The 19,263-nt window shown below is 66.9% G+C and carries 20 protein-coding genes and 1 pseudogene; 10 read left to right on the top strand and 11 right to left on the bottom strand.

Annotated elements, in window-relative coordinates; translation table 11 throughout:
- The first annotated feature begins 116 nt into the window (after positions 1–116).
- From DIE11_RS07125 to DIE11_RS07100, 6 genes and pseudogenes are all read left to right on the top strand, one after another.
- Complete coding sequence (locus DIE11_RS07125; protein WP_124622483.1) at positions 117–887, top strand: GntR family transcriptional regulator; 771 nt, start codon at positions 117–119, stop codon at positions 885–887.
- Positions 884–2,623 (top strand): fumarate reductase/succinate dehydrogenase flavoprotein subunit, encoded by a 1,740-nt coding sequence (locus DIE11_RS07120; RefSeq protein WP_124622481.1) that lies wholly within the window; start codon positions 884–886, stop codon positions 2,621–2,623. The genes DIE11_RS07125 and DIE11_RS07120 overlap by 4 nt, the downstream gene beginning before the upstream one ends.
- 17 nt (positions 2,624–2,640) lie before the next feature.
- The gene (locus tag DIE11_RS07115; protein ID WP_006755644.1) at positions 2,641–2,886 is read left to right on the top strand and encodes a ferredoxin family protein; all 246 of its coding nucleotides are present in this window, start codon (positions 2,641–2,643) and stop codon (positions 2,884–2,886) included.
- 10 nt (positions 2,887–2,896) lie between these two features.
- Positions 2,897–3,055, top strand: a pseudogene (locus DIE11_RS07110) (ABC transporter ATP-binding protein); the annotation flags it as partial.
- Positions 3,056–3,090: 35 nt separating this feature from the next.
- Positions 3,091–4,086, top strand: coding sequence for a HEAT repeat domain-containing protein (locus DIE11_RS07105; protein ID WP_124622479.1), 996 nt, complete (start codon positions 3,091–3,093; stop codon positions 4,084–4,086).
- Positions 4,083–4,442 carry a gamma-butyrobetaine hydroxylase-like domain-containing protein gene (locus tag DIE11_RS07100; protein ID WP_124622477.1) on the top strand — a complete coding sequence of 120 codons (360 nt, stop codon included), beginning with the start codon at positions 4,083–4,085 and terminating at the stop codon, positions 4,440–4,442. The genes DIE11_RS07105 and DIE11_RS07100 overlap by 4 nt, the downstream gene beginning before the upstream one ends.
- 192 nt (positions 4,443–4,634) lie before the next feature.
- On the opposite strand, the gene guaA is transcribed toward DIE11_RS07100, so the two are convergent.
- The 6 genes from guaA to DIE11_RS07075 form a co-directional block, all read right to left on the bottom strand.
- On the bottom strand, positions 4,635–6,254 hold the full coding sequence (gene guaA, locus DIE11_RS07095; protein WP_059599944.1) for a glutamine-hydrolyzing GMP synthase: 1,620 nt from the start codon (positions 6,252–6,254) through the stop codon (positions 4,635–4,637).
- 107 nt (positions 6,255–6,361) lie between these two features.
- Positions 6,362–6,961 (bottom strand): hypothetical protein, encoded by a 600-nt coding sequence (locus DIE11_RS07090; protein ID WP_124622475.1) that lies wholly within the window; start codon positions 6,959–6,961, stop codon positions 6,362–6,364.
- A 6-nt stretch (positions 6,962–6,967) separates the two neighbouring features.
- A complete protein-coding gene (guaB, locus tag DIE11_RS07085; protein WP_011885118.1) occupies positions 6,968–8,428 on the bottom strand; it encodes an IMP dehydrogenase in 1,461 nt (486 codons plus the stop codon).
- A gap of 51 nt (positions 8,429–8,479) precedes the next feature.
- The gene (locus DIE11_RS36230; protein WP_185633732.1) at positions 8,480–8,635 is read right to left on the bottom strand and encodes a hypothetical protein; all 156 of its coding nucleotides are present in this window, start codon (positions 8,633–8,635) and stop codon (positions 8,480–8,482) included.
- A 69-nt stretch (positions 8,636–8,704) separates the two neighbouring features.
- Positions 8,705–9,532 (bottom strand): DUF2182 domain-containing protein, encoded by an 828-nt coding sequence (locus DIE11_RS07080; RefSeq protein WP_124622473.1) that lies wholly within the window; start codon positions 9,530–9,532, stop codon positions 8,705–8,707.
- 30 nt (positions 9,533–9,562) lie between these two features.
- Positions 9,563–10,327 carry a DUF899 domain-containing protein gene (locus tag DIE11_RS07075; RefSeq protein WP_124622471.1) on the bottom strand — a complete coding sequence of 255 codons (765 nt, stop codon included), beginning with the start codon at positions 10,325–10,327 and terminating at the stop codon, positions 9,563–9,565.
- A gap of 113 nt (positions 10,328–10,440) precedes the next feature.
- On the opposite strand from DIE11_RS07075, the gene DIE11_RS07070 reads away from it, so the two are divergent.
- From DIE11_RS07070 to DIE11_RS07060, 3 genes are all read left to right on the top strand, one after another.
- On the top strand, positions 10,441–11,661 hold the full coding sequence (locus tag DIE11_RS07070) for a helix-turn-helix domain-containing protein (RefSeq protein ID WP_124622469.1): 1,221 nt from the start codon (positions 10,441–10,443) through the stop codon (positions 11,659–11,661).
- Between the two features lie 30 nt (positions 11,662–11,691).
- Positions 11,692–12,375, top strand: a complete 684-nt coding sequence (locus tag DIE11_RS07065; RefSeq protein WP_124622467.1) for a glutamine cyclotransferase — start codon at positions 11,692–11,694, stop codon at positions 12,373–12,375.
- A 181-nt stretch (positions 12,376–12,556) separates the two neighbouring features.
- Entirely contained in the window at positions 12,557–13,540 is a 984-nt protein-coding gene (locus DIE11_RS07060) for a DMT family transporter (protein ID WP_124622466.1), read from the top strand.
- Between the two features lie 64 nt (positions 13,541–13,604).
- Here DIE11_RS07060 and DIE11_RS07055 read toward each other — a convergent pair whose 3' ends face one another.
- Positions 13,605–13,928 carry an RnfH family protein gene (locus DIE11_RS07055; protein WP_059599937.1) on the bottom strand — a complete coding sequence of 108 codons (324 nt, stop codon included), beginning with the start codon at positions 13,926–13,928 and terminating at the stop codon, positions 13,605–13,607.
- Between the two features lie 4 nt (positions 13,929–13,932).
- On the bottom strand, positions 13,933–14,370 hold the full coding sequence (locus DIE11_RS07050; protein ID WP_059529356.1) for a type II toxin-antitoxin system RatA family toxin: 438 nt from the start codon (positions 14,368–14,370) through the stop codon (positions 13,933–13,935).
- 97 nt (positions 14,371–14,467) lie between these two features.
- Between DIE11_RS07050 and smpB the strand changes: the two genes are divergently transcribed.
- Positions 14,468–14,914: an SsrA-binding protein SmpB gene (gene smpB, locus DIE11_RS07040; RefSeq protein ID WP_059464267.1), complete on the top strand. Its 447-nt coding sequence runs from the start codon at positions 14,468–14,470 to the stop codon at positions 14,912–14,914.
- Between the two features lie 226 nt (positions 14,915–15,140).
- On the opposite strand, the gene DIE11_RS07035 is transcribed toward smpB, so the two are convergent.
- The 3 genes from DIE11_RS07035 to ppsA form a co-directional block, all read right to left on the bottom strand.
- Positions 15,141–16,076 (bottom strand): SPFH domain-containing protein, encoded by a 936-nt coding sequence (locus DIE11_RS07035; protein WP_059679990.1) that lies wholly within the window; start codon positions 16,074–16,076, stop codon positions 15,141–15,143.
- Positions 16,077–16,109: 33 nt separating this feature from the next.
- A complete protein-coding gene (locus DIE11_RS07030) occupies positions 16,110–16,544 on the bottom strand; it encodes an NfeD family protein (RefSeq protein WP_124622465.1) in 435 nt (144 codons plus the stop codon).
- 206 nt (positions 16,545–16,750) lie between these two features.
- Positions 16,751–19,150 carry a phosphoenolpyruvate synthase gene (gene ppsA, locus DIE11_RS07025; RefSeq protein WP_124622464.1) on the bottom strand — a complete coding sequence of 800 codons (2,400 nt, stop codon included), beginning with the start codon at positions 19,148–19,150 and terminating at the stop codon, positions 16,751–16,753.
- Positions 19,151–19,263: the final 113 nt, after the last annotated feature.

Here is a 19,263-nt window from a genome sequence, read left to right as displayed (position 1 = left end):
CGGCCGCGCAGCCGCCCCGCTTTTCCGGAATCGGAATGTCGAAATCAGAAATGGTTGGTTTGGGCGCGCGAACGCGGTCACTACACTCGAATCCTCTTGTCATGACAAGTTGACCGATGACCCGCTCCAATGTCGTGCCGCTGTCGGCGGCCCCGCTCTACGTACAGATCAAGGACACGCTGCGCACGCGTATCCTCGACGGCACTTATGCGCCACACAGCAGGATGCCGTCCGAGCATGAACTCTGCGCGATGTTCGACGTGAGCCGCATCACGGTGCGCCAGGCGCTCGGCGACTTGCAGAAGGAAGGCCTGCTGTTCAGGCTGCACGGCAAGGGCACGTTCGTGTCGAAGCCGAAGGCGTTCCAGAACGTGACATCGCTGCAGGGCTTCGCCGAGGCGATGTCGTCAATGGGCTACGAAATCGTCAACCAGTTGCGCAGCTTTCGCACCGTGAAGGCCGACCGCCATCTCGCAGCGAAGCTGAACGTGCCGGAAGGCGCGCCGCTCGTCGAGATCCAACGCGTGCGGCTGCTGAACCGCGAGCCCGTGTCGCTCGAGCAGACGTGGGTGCCCGCGGCGCTCGGCAAGCGGCTCGCGGGCGCCGATCTCGCAACCCGCGACATCTTCCTGATTCTCGAGAACGACTGCGGCGTGCCGCTCGGCCACGCCGACGTGTCGATCGACGCGATCCTCGCCGACGATGAAATCGCCGATGCGCTGCGCGTCGAGGAAAGCAGCCCTGTGCTGCGGATAGAGCGCCTGACGCACGACGCGTCGGGCGCGCCGATCGACTACGAACACCTGTACTTCCGTGGCGACGCGTTCCAGTACCGGCTGCGCATCGACCGGCAGAAGACGCACCAACCATTAAGGAACCCGCAATGAACACCCATGTACTCGAATACGACATCGTCGTGGTCGGCGGCGGCACGGCCGGTCCGATGGCGGCGATCAAGGCGAAGGAGCGCGACCCGTCGCTGCGCGTGCTGCTGCTGGAGAAGGCCAACGTGAAGCGCAGCGGCGCGATCTCGATGGGGATGGACGGCCTGAACAACGCGGTGATTCCCGGCCACGCGACGCCCGAGCAGTACACACGCGAGATCACGATCGCCAACGACGGGATCGTCGACCAGCAGGCCGTGTACGCATATGCGACGCACAGCTTTGCGACGATCGAGCAGCTCGACCGCTGGGGCGTGAAGTTCGAGAAGGACGGCACCGGCGACTACGCGGTGAAGAAGGTCCACCACATGGGTTCGTACGTGCTGCCGATGCCGGAAGGTCACGACATCAAGAAGGTACTGTACCGGCAGCTGAAGCGTGCGCGCATCGCGATCACGAACCGGATCGTCGCGACGCGCGTGCTGACCGACGCGCACGGCCGCGCGAGCGGCGTGCTCGGCTTCGACTGCCGCACGGCCGATTTCCACGTGATCCGCGCAAAGGCCGTGATCCTGTGCTGCGGCGCGGCCGGCCGCCTCGGGCTGCCGGCATCCGGATACCTGATGGGCACGTACGAAAACCCGACCAACGCGGGAGACGGCTACGCGATGGCGTACCACGCCGGCGCGGCGCTCGCGAACCTCGAATGCTTCCAGATCAATCCGCTGATCAAGGACTACAACGGCCCGGCCTGCGCGTACGTGACGGGCCCGCTCGGCGGCTTCACCGCGAACGGCAAGGGCGAACGCTTCATCGAGTGCGACTACTGGAGCGGCCAGATGATGTGGGAGTTCTACCAGGAACTGCAAGGCGGCAACGGCCCGGTGTTCCTGAAGCTCGACCACCTCGCCGAAGAAACGATCCAGACCATCGAGCAGATCCTGCACACGAACGAGCGGCCGAGCCGCGGTCGCTTCCACGCAGGGCGCGGCACCGACTACCGACGCCAGATGGTCGAGATGCACATCTCCGAGATCGGCTTCTGCAGCGGCCATAGCGCGTCAGGCGTATACGTGAACGCCCGCGCGGAAACGACCGTTCCGGGGCTCTACGCGGCCGGCGACATGGCGGCCGTCCCGCACAACTACATGCTCGGCGCATTCACCTACGGCTGGTTCGCCGGGCAGAACGCGGCCGACTACGTGGCCGGCCGCGATCACGCGCCGGTGGACGACGAACAGGTCGCGGCCGAACGCACCCGCGTGCTCGCGCCCCTCACACGCGAGCGTGGCCTCGCGCCGGCGCAGGTCGAATACAAGCTGCGCCGCATGGTGAACGATTACCTGCAACCGCCGAAGGTGACGCGCAAGATGGAAATCGGACTGCAACGCTTTGACGACATTATTGAGGATATCGAAGAACTCAAGGCGGTCCATCCGCACGAACTGATGCGCGCGGCCGAAGTGCGCGCGATTCGCGACTGCGCCGAAATGGCCGCGCGTGCGTCGCTGTTCCGTACCGAGAGCCGCTGGGGGCTATACCACCATCGCGTCGATTTTCCGCATCGCAACGACGCTGAATGGTTCTGCCACACATGGTTGCGCAAAGATGCCGACGGCACGATGCGCAGCGAGAAACGGCCGGTCGAGCCCTACGTCGTGCCGCTTGCCGACGACGAACGCAGCGCCTACGCGCACCTGCGCATCCGCGAACCGGCCGCCCTCGCGGCCGCCCTCTGACTCCGAGGAGCCTTACCGTGCCCCATACCCCGCACGACATCTTCCTGCGCAGCAGCGCGCCCGTGACGATCGACGAGGACCGCTGCATCGCCGACAAGGGCTGCACCGTCTGCGTCGACGTGTGCCCGCTCGACCTGCTCGCCATCGACGTGACCAAAGGCAAGGCTTACATGCAGTTCGACGAATGCTGGTACTGCATGCCATGCGAACGCGACTGCCCGACCGGCGCCGTCAAGGTCGACATTCCGTACCTGCTACGCTGACCCGACGGGCCGCCGGCGCGTCGAGATCGCACGTGTGCTGATCTTCCGGCCGCGCATCGTGCTGACGGATGAATCGTTCGGCGTGCTCGACGCGCAGACGCACCGCATGATGCAGATGCTGCTGCTCGACATCGGATCGCGGGTCGGCGCGACCGCGCCGTTCGTCACGCCTCATACGCTTCGTTAATGCTCCTCATTTTGTCCATGACCGCTTCCTCCCCTACTTTCCCGCTGCATGGCGCGCACGCCGCCGACCATGCCGCGCTCGTCGCACGTGTTGCGGCACCCGATGCATCCGTGCGCCGCATCGCGCTGCTCGAACTCGCCGATCTCGAGGATCCCGATCTCGTGCCGGTCTTCGTTGCGGCATTGCGAGACGATCCGGCCGCCGCCGTGCGCGGCGAAGCGGCACGTGTGCTCGCCGCCTGGGAGCAGCCCGTCGTCGTCGACACGCTGTGCCACGCGCTGCTCGATCCGGACGACGACGTGCGCGCGACCGCGGCACACAGCCTGTCCGAACTGAAGGATGTCGCGTCCGGCGCCGTGCTGTGTCGCTGGGTCGAACACGCCGAGCCGTTCGTGCGCGGCGCCGCGCTGCGCGCGCTGCGCGAACTGCGCGACCCCGACGCGTTCACGCCGGCGCTGCACGCGCTCGACGCGCCGGCGGCGGCCGTGCGCGCCGAGGCCGTCGCCGTGCTCGGCTGGCTCAAGGACGTGCGTGCGTTGCCGCCGCTCGCACGCATCGCCACGAACGACACGCATGCGGACGTGCGGCACATCGCGGTCGGCGCGGTCGGATTCGCGGCGTCCGGCGACACGGCCGTCGTCACCGCGTTGCTTGCGGCACTGCACGACGCCGAATGGCAGGTACGCGAGGAAGCGGCCACGACGCTCGGCAAGCTGCGTGTCGCGGTCGCTCGCGCGCCGCTCGTCGCCGCGCTCGATGACGATTACTGGCAGGTGCGCTTGCGTGCGGTGCGCGCACTCGGGCAATTGCGCGACGCCGCCGCGGCGCCGGCCGTCGCCGCGCTGCTGTCGCATGCGATCAGCAACCTGCGCAAGGAGGCGGCGCTCGCGCTAGGCGAACTGCGCGATCCTGCGACGCTGCCCGCGCTGCATGATGCATTGGAGGATCGCGATCCCGAAGTACGCAAGGCCGTGCGCATCGCCATCGCGCAGATTGGAGGAGATGCACGATGACGCCGCCGACAGAGATTCGTCTCGATCATGCGACTCGTGCGTTGACGCTGTGTTGGCCGGACGGCAGCACGCAGCATATCGGCTATGCGCGCTTGCGCGGCGATTGTCCGTGCGCCGCGTGCCGGAAGATCCGGCTTGATGGCAAACAAGTCGACGCCCCGCTTGATCTGACGCTGAACGGCGTGGAACCGGCCGGGTACGGCATCCGCCTGCTGTTCGGCGATGGTCACACGCGCGGCATCTATCCGTGGTCATATCTGGCGGAACTTGGCAGAGACGAGACGGATGTGGGCATCGCATCGCGCGATGTGCCGGCACAGCGGCCAGCCATTCACCGCGCACCGCGGGTGCCTTGATTCGCTCGCTGTCCGGCCGTGCGCGCGGCGGTGCACGGGGCGGGCAAGACGGCAAGGAAGACACGCTCCCCCAGCGTCAATCCAATCACGATCGCCGTTCGCACAAACGACAACGCCCGGCAGGTCATCCCTGCCGGGCGTCCGCATCGTCAGATGCCGTGGTCCGCTACCGAGGCACGCCCCGGCGCCGAATCACTCCCACTCGATCGTCGCCGGCGGCTTGCCCGAGATGTCGTACACCACGCGGTTGATCCCGCGCACCTCGTTGATGATCCGGTTCGACGCGCGGCCGAGCAGCGCGTACGGCAGGTGCGCCCAGTGCGCCGTCATGAAGTCGGTGGTCTGCACCGCGCGCAGCGACGTCACGTAATCGTACGTGCGGCCGTCGCCCATCACGCCGACCGACTTCACCGGCAGGAACACCGCGAACGCCTGGCTCGTCAGGTCGTACCAGGTCTTGCCGACGTCGGCCTCGCCGCACAGGCCCGCTGCCGCGTCCTGCGCGGTGGCGGTCGTGCCGCGCAGTTCCTCGATGAAGATCGCATCCGCGCGACGCAGCAGGTCCGCGTATTCGCGCTTCACTTCGCCGAGAATCCGCACGCCGAGGCCCGGGCCCGGGAACGGATGGCGGTACACCATCTCCGGCGGCAGGCCGAGCGCGACGCCCAGTTCGCGCACTTCGTCCTTGAACAGGTCGCGCAGCGGCTCGAGCAGCTTCAGGCCCAGCGTTTCCGGCAGGCCGCCGACGTTGTGGTGGCTCTTGATCGTCGTCGCCTTCTTCGTCTTCGTGCCGCCCGACTCGACCACGTCCGGATAGATCGTGCCCTGTGCGAGCCACTTCGCCTTCGACAGCTTCTTCGCTTCCGCCTGGAACACTTCGACGAACTCGCGGCCGATGATCTTGCGCTTCGCTTCCGGATCGGTCACGCCGGCCAGATGGCCGAGGAACTGCTCGGACGCGTCGACGTGCACGACCTTCGCATGCAGGCGGCCCTCGAACATGTCGAGCACCATCTTGCCTTCATTCAGGCGCAACAGGCCGTGGTCGACGAACACACAGGTGAGCTGATCACCGATCGCGCGATGGATCAGCGCGGCCGCGACGCTCGAATCCACCCCGCCCGACAGGCCGAGAATCACTTCCTCGTCACCGACCTGCTCGCGAATCTTCGCGACGGCTTCCTCGATGTGGTTCTTCATGATCCAGTCGGGCTTCGCGCCGGCGATCTGCAGCACGAAGCGTTCGATGATCTGGCGGCCCTTCACCGTATGCGTGACTTCCGGGTGGAACTGCACCGCGTAGTAGCCGCGCGCCTCGTCGGCCATGCCGGCGATCGGGCAGCTCGGCGTCGACGCCATCAGCGCGAAGCCCGGCGGCAATTCGGCCACCTTGTCGCCGTGGCTCATCCAGACCTTCAGCATCCCGTGGCCTTCGGCCGTCGTGAAATCCTCGATGCCGTCGAGCAGGCGCGTATGGCCGTGCGCACGCATTTCCGCGTAGCCGAATTCGCGATGGTCGCTCCACTCGACCTTGCCGCCGAGCTGCACGGCCATCGTCTGCATGCCGTAGCAGATGCCGAGCACCGGCACACCGAGATCCCACACGGCCTGCGGCGCGCGCAGCTGGTGGTCTTCGTACGTGCTGGCGTGGCTGCCCGACAGGATCACCGCCTTCGGCGCGAACTCGCGGACGAAGTCGTCGGACACGTCGTTCGGGTGGATTTCGCAGTAGACGTGCGCTTCGCGCACGCGGCGCGCGATCAGTTGGGTGACTTGCGAACCGAAGTCGAGAATCAGAATTTTGTCGTGCATGGCTGCGGACAGGATGAAGAGAATAAGAAAAGCAGCGCATGAAGCGCTGCGTCAAATGCATGGACAATGGCGTCGGGCGGCAGGCAGCACGCGCGACGCATCGCCGGTCAGTCCTGCGACGGCGGACGCGCGTCGAATGCGACGCTGCCTGACGCGCGGTCGGATGCGGCCGATGAAGTAGCCGCAGCCGGTGCCGAAGGCGCCACCGGACGGCTGACGACCGGCTCGACCCGCGGCTGCGGTGTGGTGACCGGTGCCGGTTCGACCGGACGCTTCACGTCCCGGGCCTCGAGCGCCTGCGCCTTCTCGCGCCGCCGCACGGCCGAGGCGAGGCGTACGCCGCCGACGCCGAGCACGATCAGCGCGACACCGGCCATCGCCGACAGCACGCGGCCGGCGGCCGCGAGCGCAGGACCGTTGCCGGTGCCGAACGACCACACCACCGCCAGCACGCCGATCAGCCAGTTCACGTGGCCGACCGCCCGTGCGACGGGCGCCGTGAGATCGCCGTTGACCGCCGCATGAAACGCGAGCCACGCGAGGCCGAGCAGCGCGATGCCGAACGCCTGTCCGAGCATCGCCGGCTGGATGTTCGCCAGCTGCAGCGCGTTGAACAGCGCCTGCCAGGGCGTCAGCACGAACAGCACGCCGAACGCCAGCAGCAGCACGGCATCGACGATCAGCACGGCTCGCAGCAGCGGTTTCATCGGCGATCAGTCCACGTGGTAGTTCGGCGCTTCCTTCGTGATCTGCACGTCGTGCACGTGCGACTCGCGCATGCCCGCCGCGGTGATCTGGACGAATTCGGCCTTCTCGTGCAGCTCGTCGATCGTGCGGCAGCCGCAGTAGCCCATGCTCGCGCGCACGCCGCCGACCAGCTGGAACAGGATCGCGTTGACCGAACCCTTGTACGCGACGCGGCCTTCGATGCCTTCCGGCACGAGCTTGTCGATGTTCGCCGAGTTGTCCTGGAAGTAGCGGTCTGCCGCGCCGTCCTTCATCGCGCCGACCGAACCCATGCCGCGATACGACTTGTACTGGCGGCCCTGGTACAGGAACACGTCGCCCGGCGACTCTTCGGTGCCCGCGAACATGCTGCCCATCATCACCGCGTTCGCGCCGGCCGCAAGCGCCTTCGACACGTCGCCCGAGAAGCGCACGCCGCCGTCGGCGATGCACGGCACGCCGGTGCCCTTCAGCGCTTCCGCGACGTTCGCGATCGCGCTGATCTGCGGCACGCCGACGCCCGCGACGATCCGCGTCGTGCAGATCGAGCCCGGGCCGATGCCGACCTTGACCGCGTCCGCGCCGTATTCGACGAGCGCCTTCGCGGCGGCGGCCGTCGCGATGTTGCCGCCGATCACCTCGACGTGCGGGAAGTTCTGCTTGACCCAGCGCACGCGCTCGAGCACGCCCTTGCTGTGGCCGTGCGCGGTATCGACGACGATCACGTCGACGCCGGCCTGCACCAGCAGCTCGACGCGCTCTTCGTTGTCCGGGCCGACGCCGACCGCCGCGCCTGCGCGCAGCTTGCCGTGTTCGTCCTTGCACGCATCCGGGTGTTCGGTCTGCTTCGTGATGTCCTTGACCGTCATCAGGCCGCGCAGTTCGAATGCGTCGTTGACGACCAGCACGCGCTCGAGGCGGTGGCTGTGCATCAGCGCCTTCGCTTCGGCGAGCGGCGTGCCTTCCTTGACCGTGACGAGACGCTCGCGCGGCGTCATGATCGACTTGACCGGTTCGTCGAGGCGCGATTCGAAACGCAGGTCGCGGTTCGTGACGATGCCGACGAGCTGCGGGCCTTCCACGACCGGGAAGCCCGAGATGCCATGCTGACGCGACAGCGCGATCACGTCGCGCACCTTCATCTGCGGCGGGACCGTGATCGGGTCGCGCACGACGCCCGATTCGAAACGCTTGACCTTCGCGACCTCGCGAGCCTGCTCGGCCGGCGTCAGGTTCTTGTGGACGATACCCACACCACCCTGCTGCGCCATCGCGATCGCGAGGCGACCTTCGGTGACCGTGTCCATCGCGGCGGACACGAGCGGCATGTTCAGGGAGATGTTGCGGGTCAGCTTGGTCTTCAGGCTGGTGTCGCGCGGGAGAACGTCAGAGAAGGCGGGAACGAGGAGCACATCATCGAAAGTGAGTGCTTTTTGGATCAGACGCATGGCAAATCCTATGGGCGCAAAAGCGAATTATACGCGAAGCGCTGCGAATTTTCACAACACGAACAACGGGTTAGGCGTTTCCAAGCGTTCGGGGGCCGAATCGTTCGGATCGCCGTTCGGTTCGTTTTCGATCGCCTTTCGTTTCACCCCCGCATCGCCCCATTCGCGCAGCCGGCCGGAATCGGGCCGATCGCGCGTCGTGGCCACGCGATGCCGAGCCTGCCGGCGGGGCCTCGGTCAGCCCCGTTCGGCACATCCAGACGGCCACGACCACTCCTAGACCAGCCCGGCCGCGGCGCACGCAATCCTCGCCGCACCGGCGCCGATCGCGACGCCGCCGACGATCCGCGCGACGCGTTCGCCGTCCGGCGCCAGCCGCTCGGCGGCGATCGCCACGGTCACGACGGCCATCGCGTGCAGATCCATCATGCCGGCTGCCAGTGCAACGGCCATCAGGTTCCCGCAGCAGGCGCCGCACCGTAGCGCGGTTCGCACGCCGTACCACCAGGCAACCGCGGCCGCGGCTCCCGCCCGCCGCGCACATGCGTCGTCCGGTGCATGCCGGCAACAAGCCAGCCGGCGCGCCTTCCAGCCGGAGAACTGCAGCACGCCCGCGCCGAGCACGACCGCGCCGACCGCGAACGGCATCGCGGCGGCGAGCGCGGGCAGCCGCGCGGCGACCGCCGCCAATGCGGTGCCGCCAGGAAACACAATCGCGCCGAGCGCCATCCACACGGAGAAATACCCGGCGCCCGCGACCACGACCAACCATGCCGCGCGCGCCTCGCCCAACGGGCCGAGGCTCTGCCGGTATCGCCAGAGCACCGGCGCCAGTACCGGCAGCATCATCGTCGTCGTCATCGCGCCCCACATGCCTGCGAACGCAGCGAACGCGCGCCCTGCCCGCCATCCGCACGGCCTGAGCCATGCGGCCGACAGCGTCCAGCCGCCCGCCATCTGCATGCCGCCCATTGCGTCCATCGATGCGTGCTGCGCGAGCGTCGCCCAGATCGCGGCGCCGAATACCACGACGAGCGCGGCGCCGAATGGCCGCCAGCCGCCGCCCGCAGCGCCGGCCGCAGCCGGTTTCGTCACGGCGCTCATCGCCCGCTCCCGCCGCTCGCCGGCCCGCACTCAACCGCGCGCGTACTCGTCATGGCGGCGCCACCACACGCCCGTCTCGTTGCGCCCGAGCGGCGCACGGTCGAGCCACTGGTACATCCCCCACAGTCCGTCGAGTCCACGTGCGTATGTCGAATACGTGTGATAGACGACGCCATCCTCGCGTACGAACGCGCTCATCCCCGGCCGGTCGAGTGTGTACGTGGCGACGTCGGTGCCGCAGGTCGCCGCGAACTGGGCGACGGCCGGCGGCGGCGGGTCCATGTCCATCGCGTGACCGGCCCGCACATAGTTGTATTCGACGTCGCCGGTACGTTGCTGCGTTTCGGTAAACGACACGTTGAAGTCGAAATTGAACTCGCCGCCGTCCGATGACGCCCACGGAAAGTGCCAGCCCATCCGCTGCCGATACGCGAGCAGCTTCGCGAGTGGCGCGCGCGACACCGCCGCGAGCGTGACGTCGTGGTTCGCGAGGTGGACCGCAAAACCATCGAAACCATCGGCGAGCGCCGAGCACGACGGGCAGCCGGCCTTGTAGTCGGGGCCGAACATGAAGTGATAGACGAGCAGTTGCGAACGGCCGCCGAACAGGTCGTCGAGCGTCGCCGGGCCGTCCTCGGTGTCGAACCGGTAGGCCTTGTCGACGCGCACCCACGGCAGTGCCTGGCGCCGCTGCGCGAGTTCGTCGCCCTGCCGCGTCAACGCCTTTTCCGCATCGAGCAGCGCGCGGCGCGCAGTCAGCCATTCGGCGCGCGTTCCAGTGAGATGGTTGGTCATTGCGGGTTCCTCCTTTCGATGGATATCCGGGCACGGCGCATCTGCCGTGTGCGTGGTGCTAGATTAGGGCCGGGCATCGGACCGGAGGGAGTGACAACTGTGTCGGGATTCGAATGGATTCGCTGATCACGGCCGCAGCGCGGGCGCTCGCGGCGGGCGACCCGCTCGGCGCGCTGAACCGCGTCGCACTGCGCGACGACGCACCGGCGCTCGCGTTGCGCGGAATCGCGATGGCGCAGCTCGGCGATTTCGAGCGTGCGCGCGCGCTCGTACGCGGCGCGGCGCGCGCATTCGGCGCGAAGGAAGCCGTCGCGCGGGCGCGCTGCGTCGTCGCTGAAGCCGAAATCGCGCTGGCGTCTCGCGACCTCGGCTGGCCGTCGCGCGCCCTCGAAGCCGCCTGCGCAACGCTCGACGCACACGGCGACCGCGCGAACGCCGCGCATGCGCGCTATCTCGGCGTGCGCCGGCTGCTGCTGATCGGGCACGTCGACGATGCCGAACGGCAGCTCGCGAACCTGGATCCCGCGCCACTGCCGGCCGCATCGCGCGCAGCCCACGAACTGATCGCGGCCGGCATCGCGATGCGCCGCATCCGCCCGCACTTCGCGCGCACGGCGCTAGCCCGTGCCCGAGCGGCCGCACAGGACGCCGGCATCGCCGCGCTGACGGCCGAAGTCGAGACGGCCGCACGCATGCTCGATACACCGGCCGCGCGACTCATTGCGCGCGGTGCGTCGCGGCTCGTGCTGCTCGACGAGGTCGAGGCGCTGCTGGAATCGAACGCGCTGGTCGTCGATGCATGCCGCCACGCGGTACGCGACGCACGCACGACCGTGTCGCTCGCGCGCCGCCCGGTGCTGTTCGTGCTCGCCCGCGCGCTGGGTGAAGCGTGGCCCGGCGACGTATCGAGAAACGCGCTCGTGGCGGCGGCATTTCGCGCGAGACACGCGGACGAATCGCATCGCGCACGCCTGCGCGTCGAGATCGGCCGCTTGCGCGCGATGCTGCGCCCGCTTGCGAACGTCACCGCGACGCCACGCGGCTTCGCGCTCGAGCCGATCGGCCCATGCGAGACCGTTGTGCTGGCGCGTCCGGTCGACGATCACCACGCGGCCGTGCTCGCGCTGCTCGCGGACGGCGAGGCGTGGTCGAGCTCCGCGCTGGCGCTCGCGCTCGGCACGAGCCAGCGCACAGTGCAGCGCGCGCTCGACGCGCTCGCCGAAGCGGACAAGGTACAGGCGCTCGGTCGCGGTCGCGCGCGCCGCTGGATGACGCCGCCGCTGCCCGGATTCGCGACGACCTTGTTACTCCCCGCACCGCTGCCGGGCGACTAGGATGGGCACACCAACGACGAGGTGACAGACATGAAACGCTCCACCGCAGACATCTTCCGCGAATACGGCCCGTTTCCCGGCGTCGACGGCGTGCACGGCGTCACGTTCGACGGCCAGCGCGTGTGGTTCGCGTCCGGCGACAAGCTGAACGCGCTCGACCCGGAACGCGGCACGACCGTGCGCGCACTCGCCGTCGCCGCGCACGCAGGCACCGCGTTCGACGGGCGTTATCTGTTCCAGATCGTCGAGGACCGCATCGAGAAGATCGATCCCGATTCGGGCCGCGTGCTCGCGACGATCCCGGCGCCCGGCGGCGGCGCGGATTCGGGGCTCGCGTGGGCCGAAGGCACGCTGTGGGTCGGCCAGTATCGCGAACGCAAGATTCATCAGGTGGATCCGCAATCCGGTGCCGTGCTGCGCACGATCGAATCGAACCGTTTCGTCACGGGCGTGACTTGGGTCGACAGCGAGCTGTGGCACGGCACCTGGGAAGGGGACGAGAGCGCGCTGCGGCGGATCGATCCGCGCACCGGGCAGGTGCTCGAACAGGTCGACATGCCGCCCGGTGTCGGCGTGTCGGGGCTGGAATCCGACGGCCGCGACCTCTTCTACTGCGGCGGCGGCAACAGCGGCAAGCTGCGCGCCGTGCGCCGCCCTGCGCGGGCACGCGCAGAGGGCGACAGTGCGGCGGCATCCGAGCCGGTCGAGCGCTGATCGCCGATCATCGACGGGCCACCCGGCCCGCCGCGATCCCCGGTCAGCACCGGAACGGATCGCGATGGCTCTCCGAGCCGATCCTGAACCGCGCCCGCTCCCGAGTGCAGGAATGAACAAGACGCTGTCGCGCCGCCGTCATTAAGATGCTCGCTCGTCAGTCATTCGTTCGGAGCAGTCGATGCAGCGCGGTGTGGTGTATGGCGTCCTCGCGGGCGCGTTGTGGGGGATGGTCTTTCTCGTGCCGCGGCTGATGACCGACTTCTCGCCGCTGCTGCTCAGCGCGGGCCGCTACGCGATGTACGGCCTCGTGTCGCTGGCGGCGGCACTGCCAGCCGCCCGTTCGCTGCTCGTGCGGCTGACCCGCGAGGATCTCGTCGCGCTCGCGAAGCTCGCGCTGATCGGCAACGTCGCGTACTACATGCTGCTGTCCGGCGCCGTGCACCTGATCGGCATCGCGCCCAGCTCGCTGATCGTCGGCGTGCTGCCCGTCACCGTCACACTCGCCGGCCTCGGCGACCACGGCGCAATGCCACTGCGGCGCCTCGTCGCCCCGCTCGCGCTGGTGATCGCCGGCATCGTCTGCATCAACGTCGACCTCTTCACATCGGAAGCCGCGCATGCGACGACGCTCGGCCAGAAGCTTGCCGGCATCGCATGCGCAACCGGCGCGCTCGCGAGCTGGACCTGGTACGCGGTCGCGAACACGCGCTACCTGCAGCGCCACCATCATTTCGGCGGCAACGAGTGGTCGGTGCTGTGGGGTGTCGTGACGGGCCTGATCGGCGGCCTCTGCTGGCTCGCGATCCTCGCGCTGCCGGCCGGCACGGTCCAGGCGGCAGTCCCGGCATCGCGCTGGCAACTGTTCTGGCTGCTGAACCTCGTGCTCGCGATCGGCGCGTCGTGGCTCGGCAATGGATTGTGGAACGCGGCATCGAAGCGGCTGCCGCTCACGCTGTCCGGCCAGCTGATCGTGTTCGAAACCGTATTCGCGATGCTCTACGCATTCGTCTACGACCACCGGATGCCGCGCGTGCTCGAGATCGCGGCGCTCGCGCTGCTGCTGGCGGGCGTCTACGGGTCGGTGCGCCGGCACGGCGGCACGCACGGGAGCGGCGACACGCCCGGCCGTGCGCCAGCGAACGCGAACATCACGGCCCACTGAGCACGTGCGGGCCTGGTCTGACGAATCGGGACAGAGGGAGATGAGGCGATGCTGGCGCGACGCGTCAGCGCGCGTCCTTGTGCATCCACTTGCGGCCCTCGATGGAGCCCTCGCGGCGGGTCTTGTCGACGCGCCGCTGGCGCGCGAGCTTCGGATCGACGATCAACGGGCGGTAGATCTCGACACGGTCATGATCGGCGAGCGGCGCGTCGAGCGGCGCGAGCTTGCCGAACACGCCGGTTTTTGCCTGCGCGAGGTTGATTTCCGGGTGCAGCGCGAGCACGCCGCTCGCGTCGATCGCCGCGCGCACGGTCGCGCCTTCGGGCAGCGACACCGCAATCAGCGTCTGGCGATCCGGCAGCGCGTAACAGACTTCGATCGACAGCATCGCGTCACCCCTTCCCGTAGCGCTGGTCGGCGCGCTTGACGAACGAATCGACGAACGTGTTCGCGATATGGCTGAACACCGGCCCGATGATCTTCTCGAGCAGGATGCTCGAGAACTCGTAGTGCAGCGCAAATTCGATCTTGCATGCGTCGGAGCGCAGCGGGATGAAGCGCCACGAACCCGTGAACTTCCGGAACGGGCCGTCCGCGAACTCCATGTCGATGCGTGTCGGGCGCTGCTGCGTGTTGCGCGTCGCGAAATGCTGCTTGATGCCCTTGAAGTTGATGTCGATGCGCGCTTCCATCCCGCTGTCGTCCTGACGGCGAATCTCGACGCCGCCGCACCAGGGCAGGAAATTGGGGTAATCGGCCACGTCGGTGACGAGGTCGAACATCTGTTCCGCCGAGTGACGGATCAATACGGTTTTCTGGACATCTGCCATAAATCGCGCGGCATCGCTCAAGTAAGAACGCAAGCCGGGCGATTACCGCCCCGCTTTGCTAAAATCGTGATTTTAAACGAGTTGGCCCGATCCTTTCATGAGCATCATCGACAACAGGAAAGCGCACTTCGATTATCACATCGAGGAACGCTACGAGGCGGGGCTCGTGCTTGAGGGCTGGGAAGTCAAGGCGCTGCGCGCCGGGCGCGGCCAGATCAAGGAAGGCTACGTCGTGGTCAAGAACGCCGAGATCTTCCTGATCGGCACCCACATCAGCCCGCTGCCCGAAGCCTCGACGCACATCAAGCCCGATCCGGTCCGCACGCGCAAGCTGCTGCTGCACCGTGACGAAATCAAGAAACTGATCGGCAAGGTCGAGCAGCGCGGCTATACGCTCGTGCCGCTGAACTTCCACTACAAGGGCGGTCGCGTGAAATGCGACATCGCGCTAGCGAAAGGCAAGAAGCTGCACGACAAGCGCGAAACCGAGAAGAAACGCGACTGGGAGCGCGAAAAGGCGCGCATCATGCGCGCCGGTGCCTGACGCGCGACGTCCCCCATCGCAAACGACACGGCCCGCTCGAAGCGGGCCGTGTGCTTTTGTGAGCCGTGATGCGTATGTGCGCCGATCGAGCAGCCGCTTACGGTCACCGATGAAACCCTGCGCCGCCCATCGTCATGCGAGCAGGATCGCGATTCCATAGCGCGACGATTCGCCGCACGTCGGCCGCACGCAGCCGCCGGACGGGCTCACCGAGCCGCGCCTGCGCTCAGCCCCTTCCGCCCGCAGCCGGCGCCGCATTCTTGACGATCGTCAGCGCCGACGCGATCGCGGTGCCGAGATCCGAGAGGTTCGCCGGCACGATCAGCGTATTGCCCTGTTTCGCGAGGTTCGAGAATGCGCCGACGTACTGCTCGGCAACCTTCAGGTTCACGGCGTCCATCCCGCCCTGCGACTGGATTGCGTTCGCGATCTTCTGAATGGCCTGCGCGTTCGCCTCGGCCACCGCGAGAATCGCGGCCGCCTCGCCCTGCGCCTGGTTGATCGCGGCCTGCCGCTCGCCTTCGGACTTCTGGATCGCCGCCTCGCGCGCGCCCGACGCTAGGTTGATCTGCTCCTGCTTGCGGCCTTCGGATGCGGCGATCAGCGCGCGCTTTTCCCGCTCGGCGGTGATCTGCGCCTGCATCGCGTGGAGGATCTCCTTCGGCGGCGTCAGGTCCTTGATCTCGTAACGCAGCACTTTCACGCCCCAGTTCGCGGCAGCCTGGTCGAGCGCCGACACGATGTTGTGGTTGATGAAGTCGCGTTCCTCGAAGGTCTTGTCGAGTTCGAGCTTGCCGACCACCGACCGTAGCGTCGTCTGCGCGAGTTGCGTGATCGCGAGCACGAAGTTGCTCGATCCGTAAGAGGCCTTCATCGGATCGGTCACCTGGAAGTACAGCACGCCGTCGACCTGCAGTTGCGTGTTGTCGCGCGTGATGCAAACCTGGCTCGGCACGTCGAGCGGAATCTCCTTCAGCACGTGCCGGTAGGCGATCCGGTCGACAAACGGCAGCACGATATTGAGACCGGGCGACAGCGTCGCGTGATAGCGCCCGAAGCGTTCGAGCACCCACGCATGCTGCTGCGGCACGATCTTCACCGTCTTCGACACGATCACGATGGCGATGACGAGCAGGACGACCCAGATGATCAGCGAATCCATGAAATATTCCCTCCTTGTTGTATCAGCGGACGATCAGCCCGCGGGTTTCGCTACGACCACGAGACAGTTGCCGCGCACGGCGCGCACCTGATACACGTGCACATCGTCGCGCTCGCCGTGCGCGAGTTCGACGTCCCAGTCGGCGCCGCGATATTGAACGCGCGCGCGGCCGTCATGCCACGCGTCGACCGTGACGGTCGAGCCGATATCGAGATTGACGTCGGGATTCGTCGACGTGTCGCGCTTCTGCTTGCGCCCGAGCCCCGAGCGGCGCAGCACGATCATCGCGATGATCGCGACCGCGCCGGCCACGCCGAACTGCACGTGCGGCGCGAAACCGGCCAGTTGCAGCAATCCGCCCGCGAGAAAGCCGAGCGCAATCATCAGCAGGTAGAACGTGCCCGTGAGCAACTCGGCCACGACCAGCACGCCCACCGCGCCCCACCAGAACAGATGCCCCGACATCATTGTGGTCTCCAGAAAAACGGCCCCGTACGTTCACTATATTCTTCGCCGCGGCAAGCGGACGCAACCGACACGCCCAGGTCGCCCCGTTACGTACCGACAAACAAAAACACCCCGGTGCTTACCGGGGTGTTTATAACACGAACCTTGCATTTTGCCTTCAACGCAAGCGCGGCGGTACCGCGCTTGCGCCGAACGGGCATTGACCGTTACTTCCGGTTGGCGAGTGCCTGCCACGTATCGATGATCGTGTCCGGGTTCAGCGAGATCGACACGATGCCTTCGTCGGTCAGCCATTGCGCGAAGTCCGGGTGATCGGACGGGCCCTGGCCGCAGATACCGACGTACTTGCCCATCTTGCGGCAGGTATCGATCGCCCGCTTGAGCAGGAACTTGACGGCCGGGTCGCGTTCGTCGAAGTCGACGGCCAGCAGTTCCATGCCCGAGTCGCGGTCGAGGCCGAGCGTGAGCTGCGTGAGGTCGTTCGAACCGATCGAGAAACCGTCGAAGTGCTCGAGGAACTCTTCGGCGAGGATCGCGTTGGTCGGGACTTCACACATCATCACGAGGCGCAGGCCGTTCTCGCCGCGCTTCAGGCCGAACTTCTCGAGCAGGCCGACGACGCGCGCCGCCTGCTTCACGGTCCGCACGAACGGCACCATGATCTCGACGTTGGTCAGGCCCATCTCGTCGCGCACGCGCTTCAGTGCACGGCACTCCATCTCGAAGGCCTGCGCGAAGTCTTCGGCGATGTAGCGCGACGCGCCGCGGAAGCCCAGCATCGGGTTTTCCTCGTCCGGCTCGTAGCGCGAACCGCCGATCAGCTTCTTGTACTCGTTCGACTTGAAGTCGGACAGACGCACGATCACGGGTTTCGGGTAGAACGCCGCGGCGATCGTCGCAACGCCTTCCGTCAGCTTGTCGACGTAGAACTGGCGCGGCGACGCGTGACCGCGCGCGACGCTCTCGACGGCCTTCTTCAGATCCTGGTCGATGTTCGGATACTCGAGGATCGCCTTCGGGTGCACGCCGATGTTGTTGTTGATGATGAACTCGAGACGCGCGAGGCCCACGCCGGCGTTCGGCAACTGCGAGAAGTCGAACGCGAGCTGCGGGTTGCCGACGTTCATCATGATCTTGACCGGAATTTCCGGCAGTTCGCCGCGCTGCACTTCCGTGACTTCCGTCTCGAGCAGCCCGTCGTAGATCTTGCCTTCGTCGCCTTCCGCGCACGACACCGTGACGAGCGCGCCGTCCTTCAGCACGTCGGTCGCGTCGCCGCAGCCGACGACTGCCGGCACGCCGAGCTCACGCGCGATGATCGCCGCGTGGCAGGTCCGGCCGCCACGGTTCGTGACGATCGCCGCCGCACGCTTCATCACCGGCTCCCAGTTCGGGTCGGTCATGTCCGCCACCAGCACGTCGCCCGGCTGCACGCGTTCCATTTCCGACGGATCCTGGATCACGCGCACGGGACCCGCGCCGATCTTCTGGCCGATCGCGCGGCCCGTCGCCAGCACCTGCGACTGGCCTTTCAGCTTGAAGCGCTGCTCGGCCTTGCCGGTCGCCTGGCTCTTCACCGTTTCCGGACGCGCCTGCAGGATGAAGATCTTGCCGTCGCGGCCGTCCTTGCCCCACTCGATGTCCATCGGACGCTGGTAGTGCTTTTCGATGATGACCGCGTACTTCGCCAGCTCGATCACGTCTTCGTCGGTGATCGAGTAGCGGTTGCGCTGCTCGTGCGGCACGTCGACCGTCTTCACGCGGCCCGGCTCGCCCGGCTGCGTGAATTCCATCTTGATCAGCTTCGAGCCGATCGAGCGGCGGATGATCGAGTACTTGTCCTGTGCGAGCGTCGTCTTGAATACGTAGAACTCGTCCGGGTTCACGGCACCCTGCACGACGGTTTCGCCCAGGCCGTAGCTCGACGTGATGAACACGGCATCCTTGAAGCCCGATTCGGTGTCGATCGTGAACATCACGCCGGCCGCGCCGACGTCCGAGCGGACCATGCGCTGCACGCCGGCCGACAGCGCGACTTCAGCGTGCGTGAAGCCCTTGTGCACGCGGTACGAGATCGCGCGGTCGTTGTACAGCGACGCGAACACGTGCTTCATACGATCGAGCACGTCCTCGATGCCGACGACGTTCAGGTACGACTCCTGCTGACCGGCAAACGATGCGTCGGGCAAGTCTTCCGCGGTCGCGGACGAACGCACGGCGAACGACAGCTCGGCCGGCGAGCCGTTCTTCAGGATTTCGAACTGTGCGCGGATTTCCTGCTCAAGACGCGCCTGCAGCGGTGCATCGACGATCCACTTGCGGATTTCGGCACCGGCTTCGGCGAGCGCCTTCACGTCGTCGATGTCGAGCGACTCGAGACGCTTGGCGATGCGATCGGTCAGATCGTTGTGCTTGAGGAAATCGCGGAATGCGAGCGCGGTCGTGGCGAAACCGGTGGGTACGCGAACGCCTGCTTCGGAAAGCTGGCTGATCATCTCGCCGAGCGACGCATTCTTGCCGCCCACGATCTCCACATCGGTCATCCGCAACTGCTCGAACGGGATTACATACGCCTGGTCCTTTGCGACGTTTGCTGCGTTAGTCATACAAGCCCCTAAGTGTGAAAAAAATGCTCGATTGCGCAAGTGGGCTCGGACGCGGGCGCTTGCAAAAAGGCGCGGCGCGTCTTGCGCAACCTGTTGGAGAAACAATCGCAGCA

This window comes from Burkholderia sp. Bp9012 (assembly GCF_003853825.1).
Lineage (GTDB): Bacteria > Pseudomonadota > Gammaproteobacteria > Burkholderiales > Burkholderiaceae > Burkholderia > Burkholderia diffusa.
Note: the sequence above shows the minus strand (reverse complement) of the source record. Positions and strands in the feature narration are given on the sequence as shown.

What these genes read in the sequence shown, in the direction of transcription:
- DIE11_RS07125 (WP_124622483.1), top strand. Translation starts at nt 117, where the DNA reads ATGACCCGCTCCAATGTCGTGCCGCTGTCGGCGGCCCCGCTCTACGTA.
- DIE11_RS07120 (WP_124622481.1), top strand. Translation starts at nt 884, where the DNA reads ATGAACACCCATGTACTCGAATACGACATCGTCGTGGTCGGCGGCGGC.
- DIE11_RS07105 (WP_124622479.1), top strand. Translation starts at nt 3,091, where the DNA reads ATGACCGCTTCCTCCCCTACTTTCCCGCTGCATGGCGCGCACGCCGCC.
- DIE11_RS07100 (WP_124622477.1), top strand. Translation starts at nt 4,083, where the DNA reads ATGACGCCGCCGACAGAGATTCGTCTCGATCATGCGACTCGTGCGTTG.
- guaA (WP_059599944.1), bottom strand. Translation starts at nt 6,254, where the DNA reads ATGCACGACAAAATTCTGATTCTCGACTTCGGTTCGCAAGTCACCCAA.
- DIE11_RS07090 (WP_124622475.1), bottom strand. Translation starts at nt 6,961, where the DNA reads ATGAAACCGCTGCTGCGAGCCGTGCTGATCGTCGATGCCGTGCTGCTG.
- guaB (WP_011885118.1), bottom strand. Translation starts at nt 8,428, where the DNA reads ATGCGTCTGATCCAAAAAGCACTCACTTTCGATGATGTGCTCCTCGTT.
- DIE11_RS07080 (WP_124622473.1), bottom strand. Translation starts at nt 9,532, where the DNA reads ATGAGCGCCGTGACGAAACCGGCTGCGGCCGGCGCTGCGGGCGGCGGC.
- DIE11_RS07075 (WP_124622471.1), bottom strand. Translation starts at nt 10,327, where the DNA reads ATGACCAACCATCTCACTGGAACGCGCGCCGAATGGCTGACTGCGCGC.
- DIE11_RS07070 (WP_124622469.1), top strand. Translation starts at nt 10,441, where the DNA reads ATGGATTCGCTGATCACGGCCGCAGCGCGGGCGCTCGCGGCGGGCGAC.
- DIE11_RS07065 (WP_124622467.1), top strand. Translation starts at nt 11,692, where the DNA reads ATGAAACGCTCCACCGCAGACATCTTCCGCGAATACGGCCCGTTTCCC.
- DIE11_RS07060 (WP_124622466.1), top strand. Translation starts at nt 12,557, where the DNA reads ATGCAGCGCGGTGTGGTGTATGGCGTCCTCGCGGGCGCGTTGTGGGGG.
- DIE11_RS07055 (WP_059599937.1), bottom strand. Translation starts at nt 13,928, where the DNA reads ATGCTGTCGATCGAAGTCTGTTACGCGCTGCCGGATCGCCAGACGCTG.
- DIE11_RS07050 (WP_059529356.1), bottom strand. Translation starts at nt 14,370, where the DNA reads ATGGCAGATGTCCAGAAAACCGTATTGATCCGTCACTCGGCGGAACAG.
- smpB (WP_059464267.1), top strand. Translation starts at nt 14,468, where the DNA reads ATGAGCATCATCGACAACAGGAAAGCGCACTTCGATTATCACATCGAG.
- DIE11_RS07035 (WP_059679990.1), bottom strand. Translation starts at nt 16,076, where the DNA reads ATGGATTCGCTGATCATCTGGGTCGTCCTGCTCGTCATCGCCATCGTG.
- DIE11_RS07030 (WP_124622465.1), bottom strand. Translation starts at nt 16,544, where the DNA reads ATGATGTCGGGGCATCTGTTCTGGTGGGGCGCGGTGGGCGTGCTGGTC.
- ppsA (WP_124622464.1), bottom strand. Translation starts at nt 19,150, where the DNA reads ATGACTAACGCAGCAAACGTCGCAAAGGACCAGGCGTATGTAATCCCG.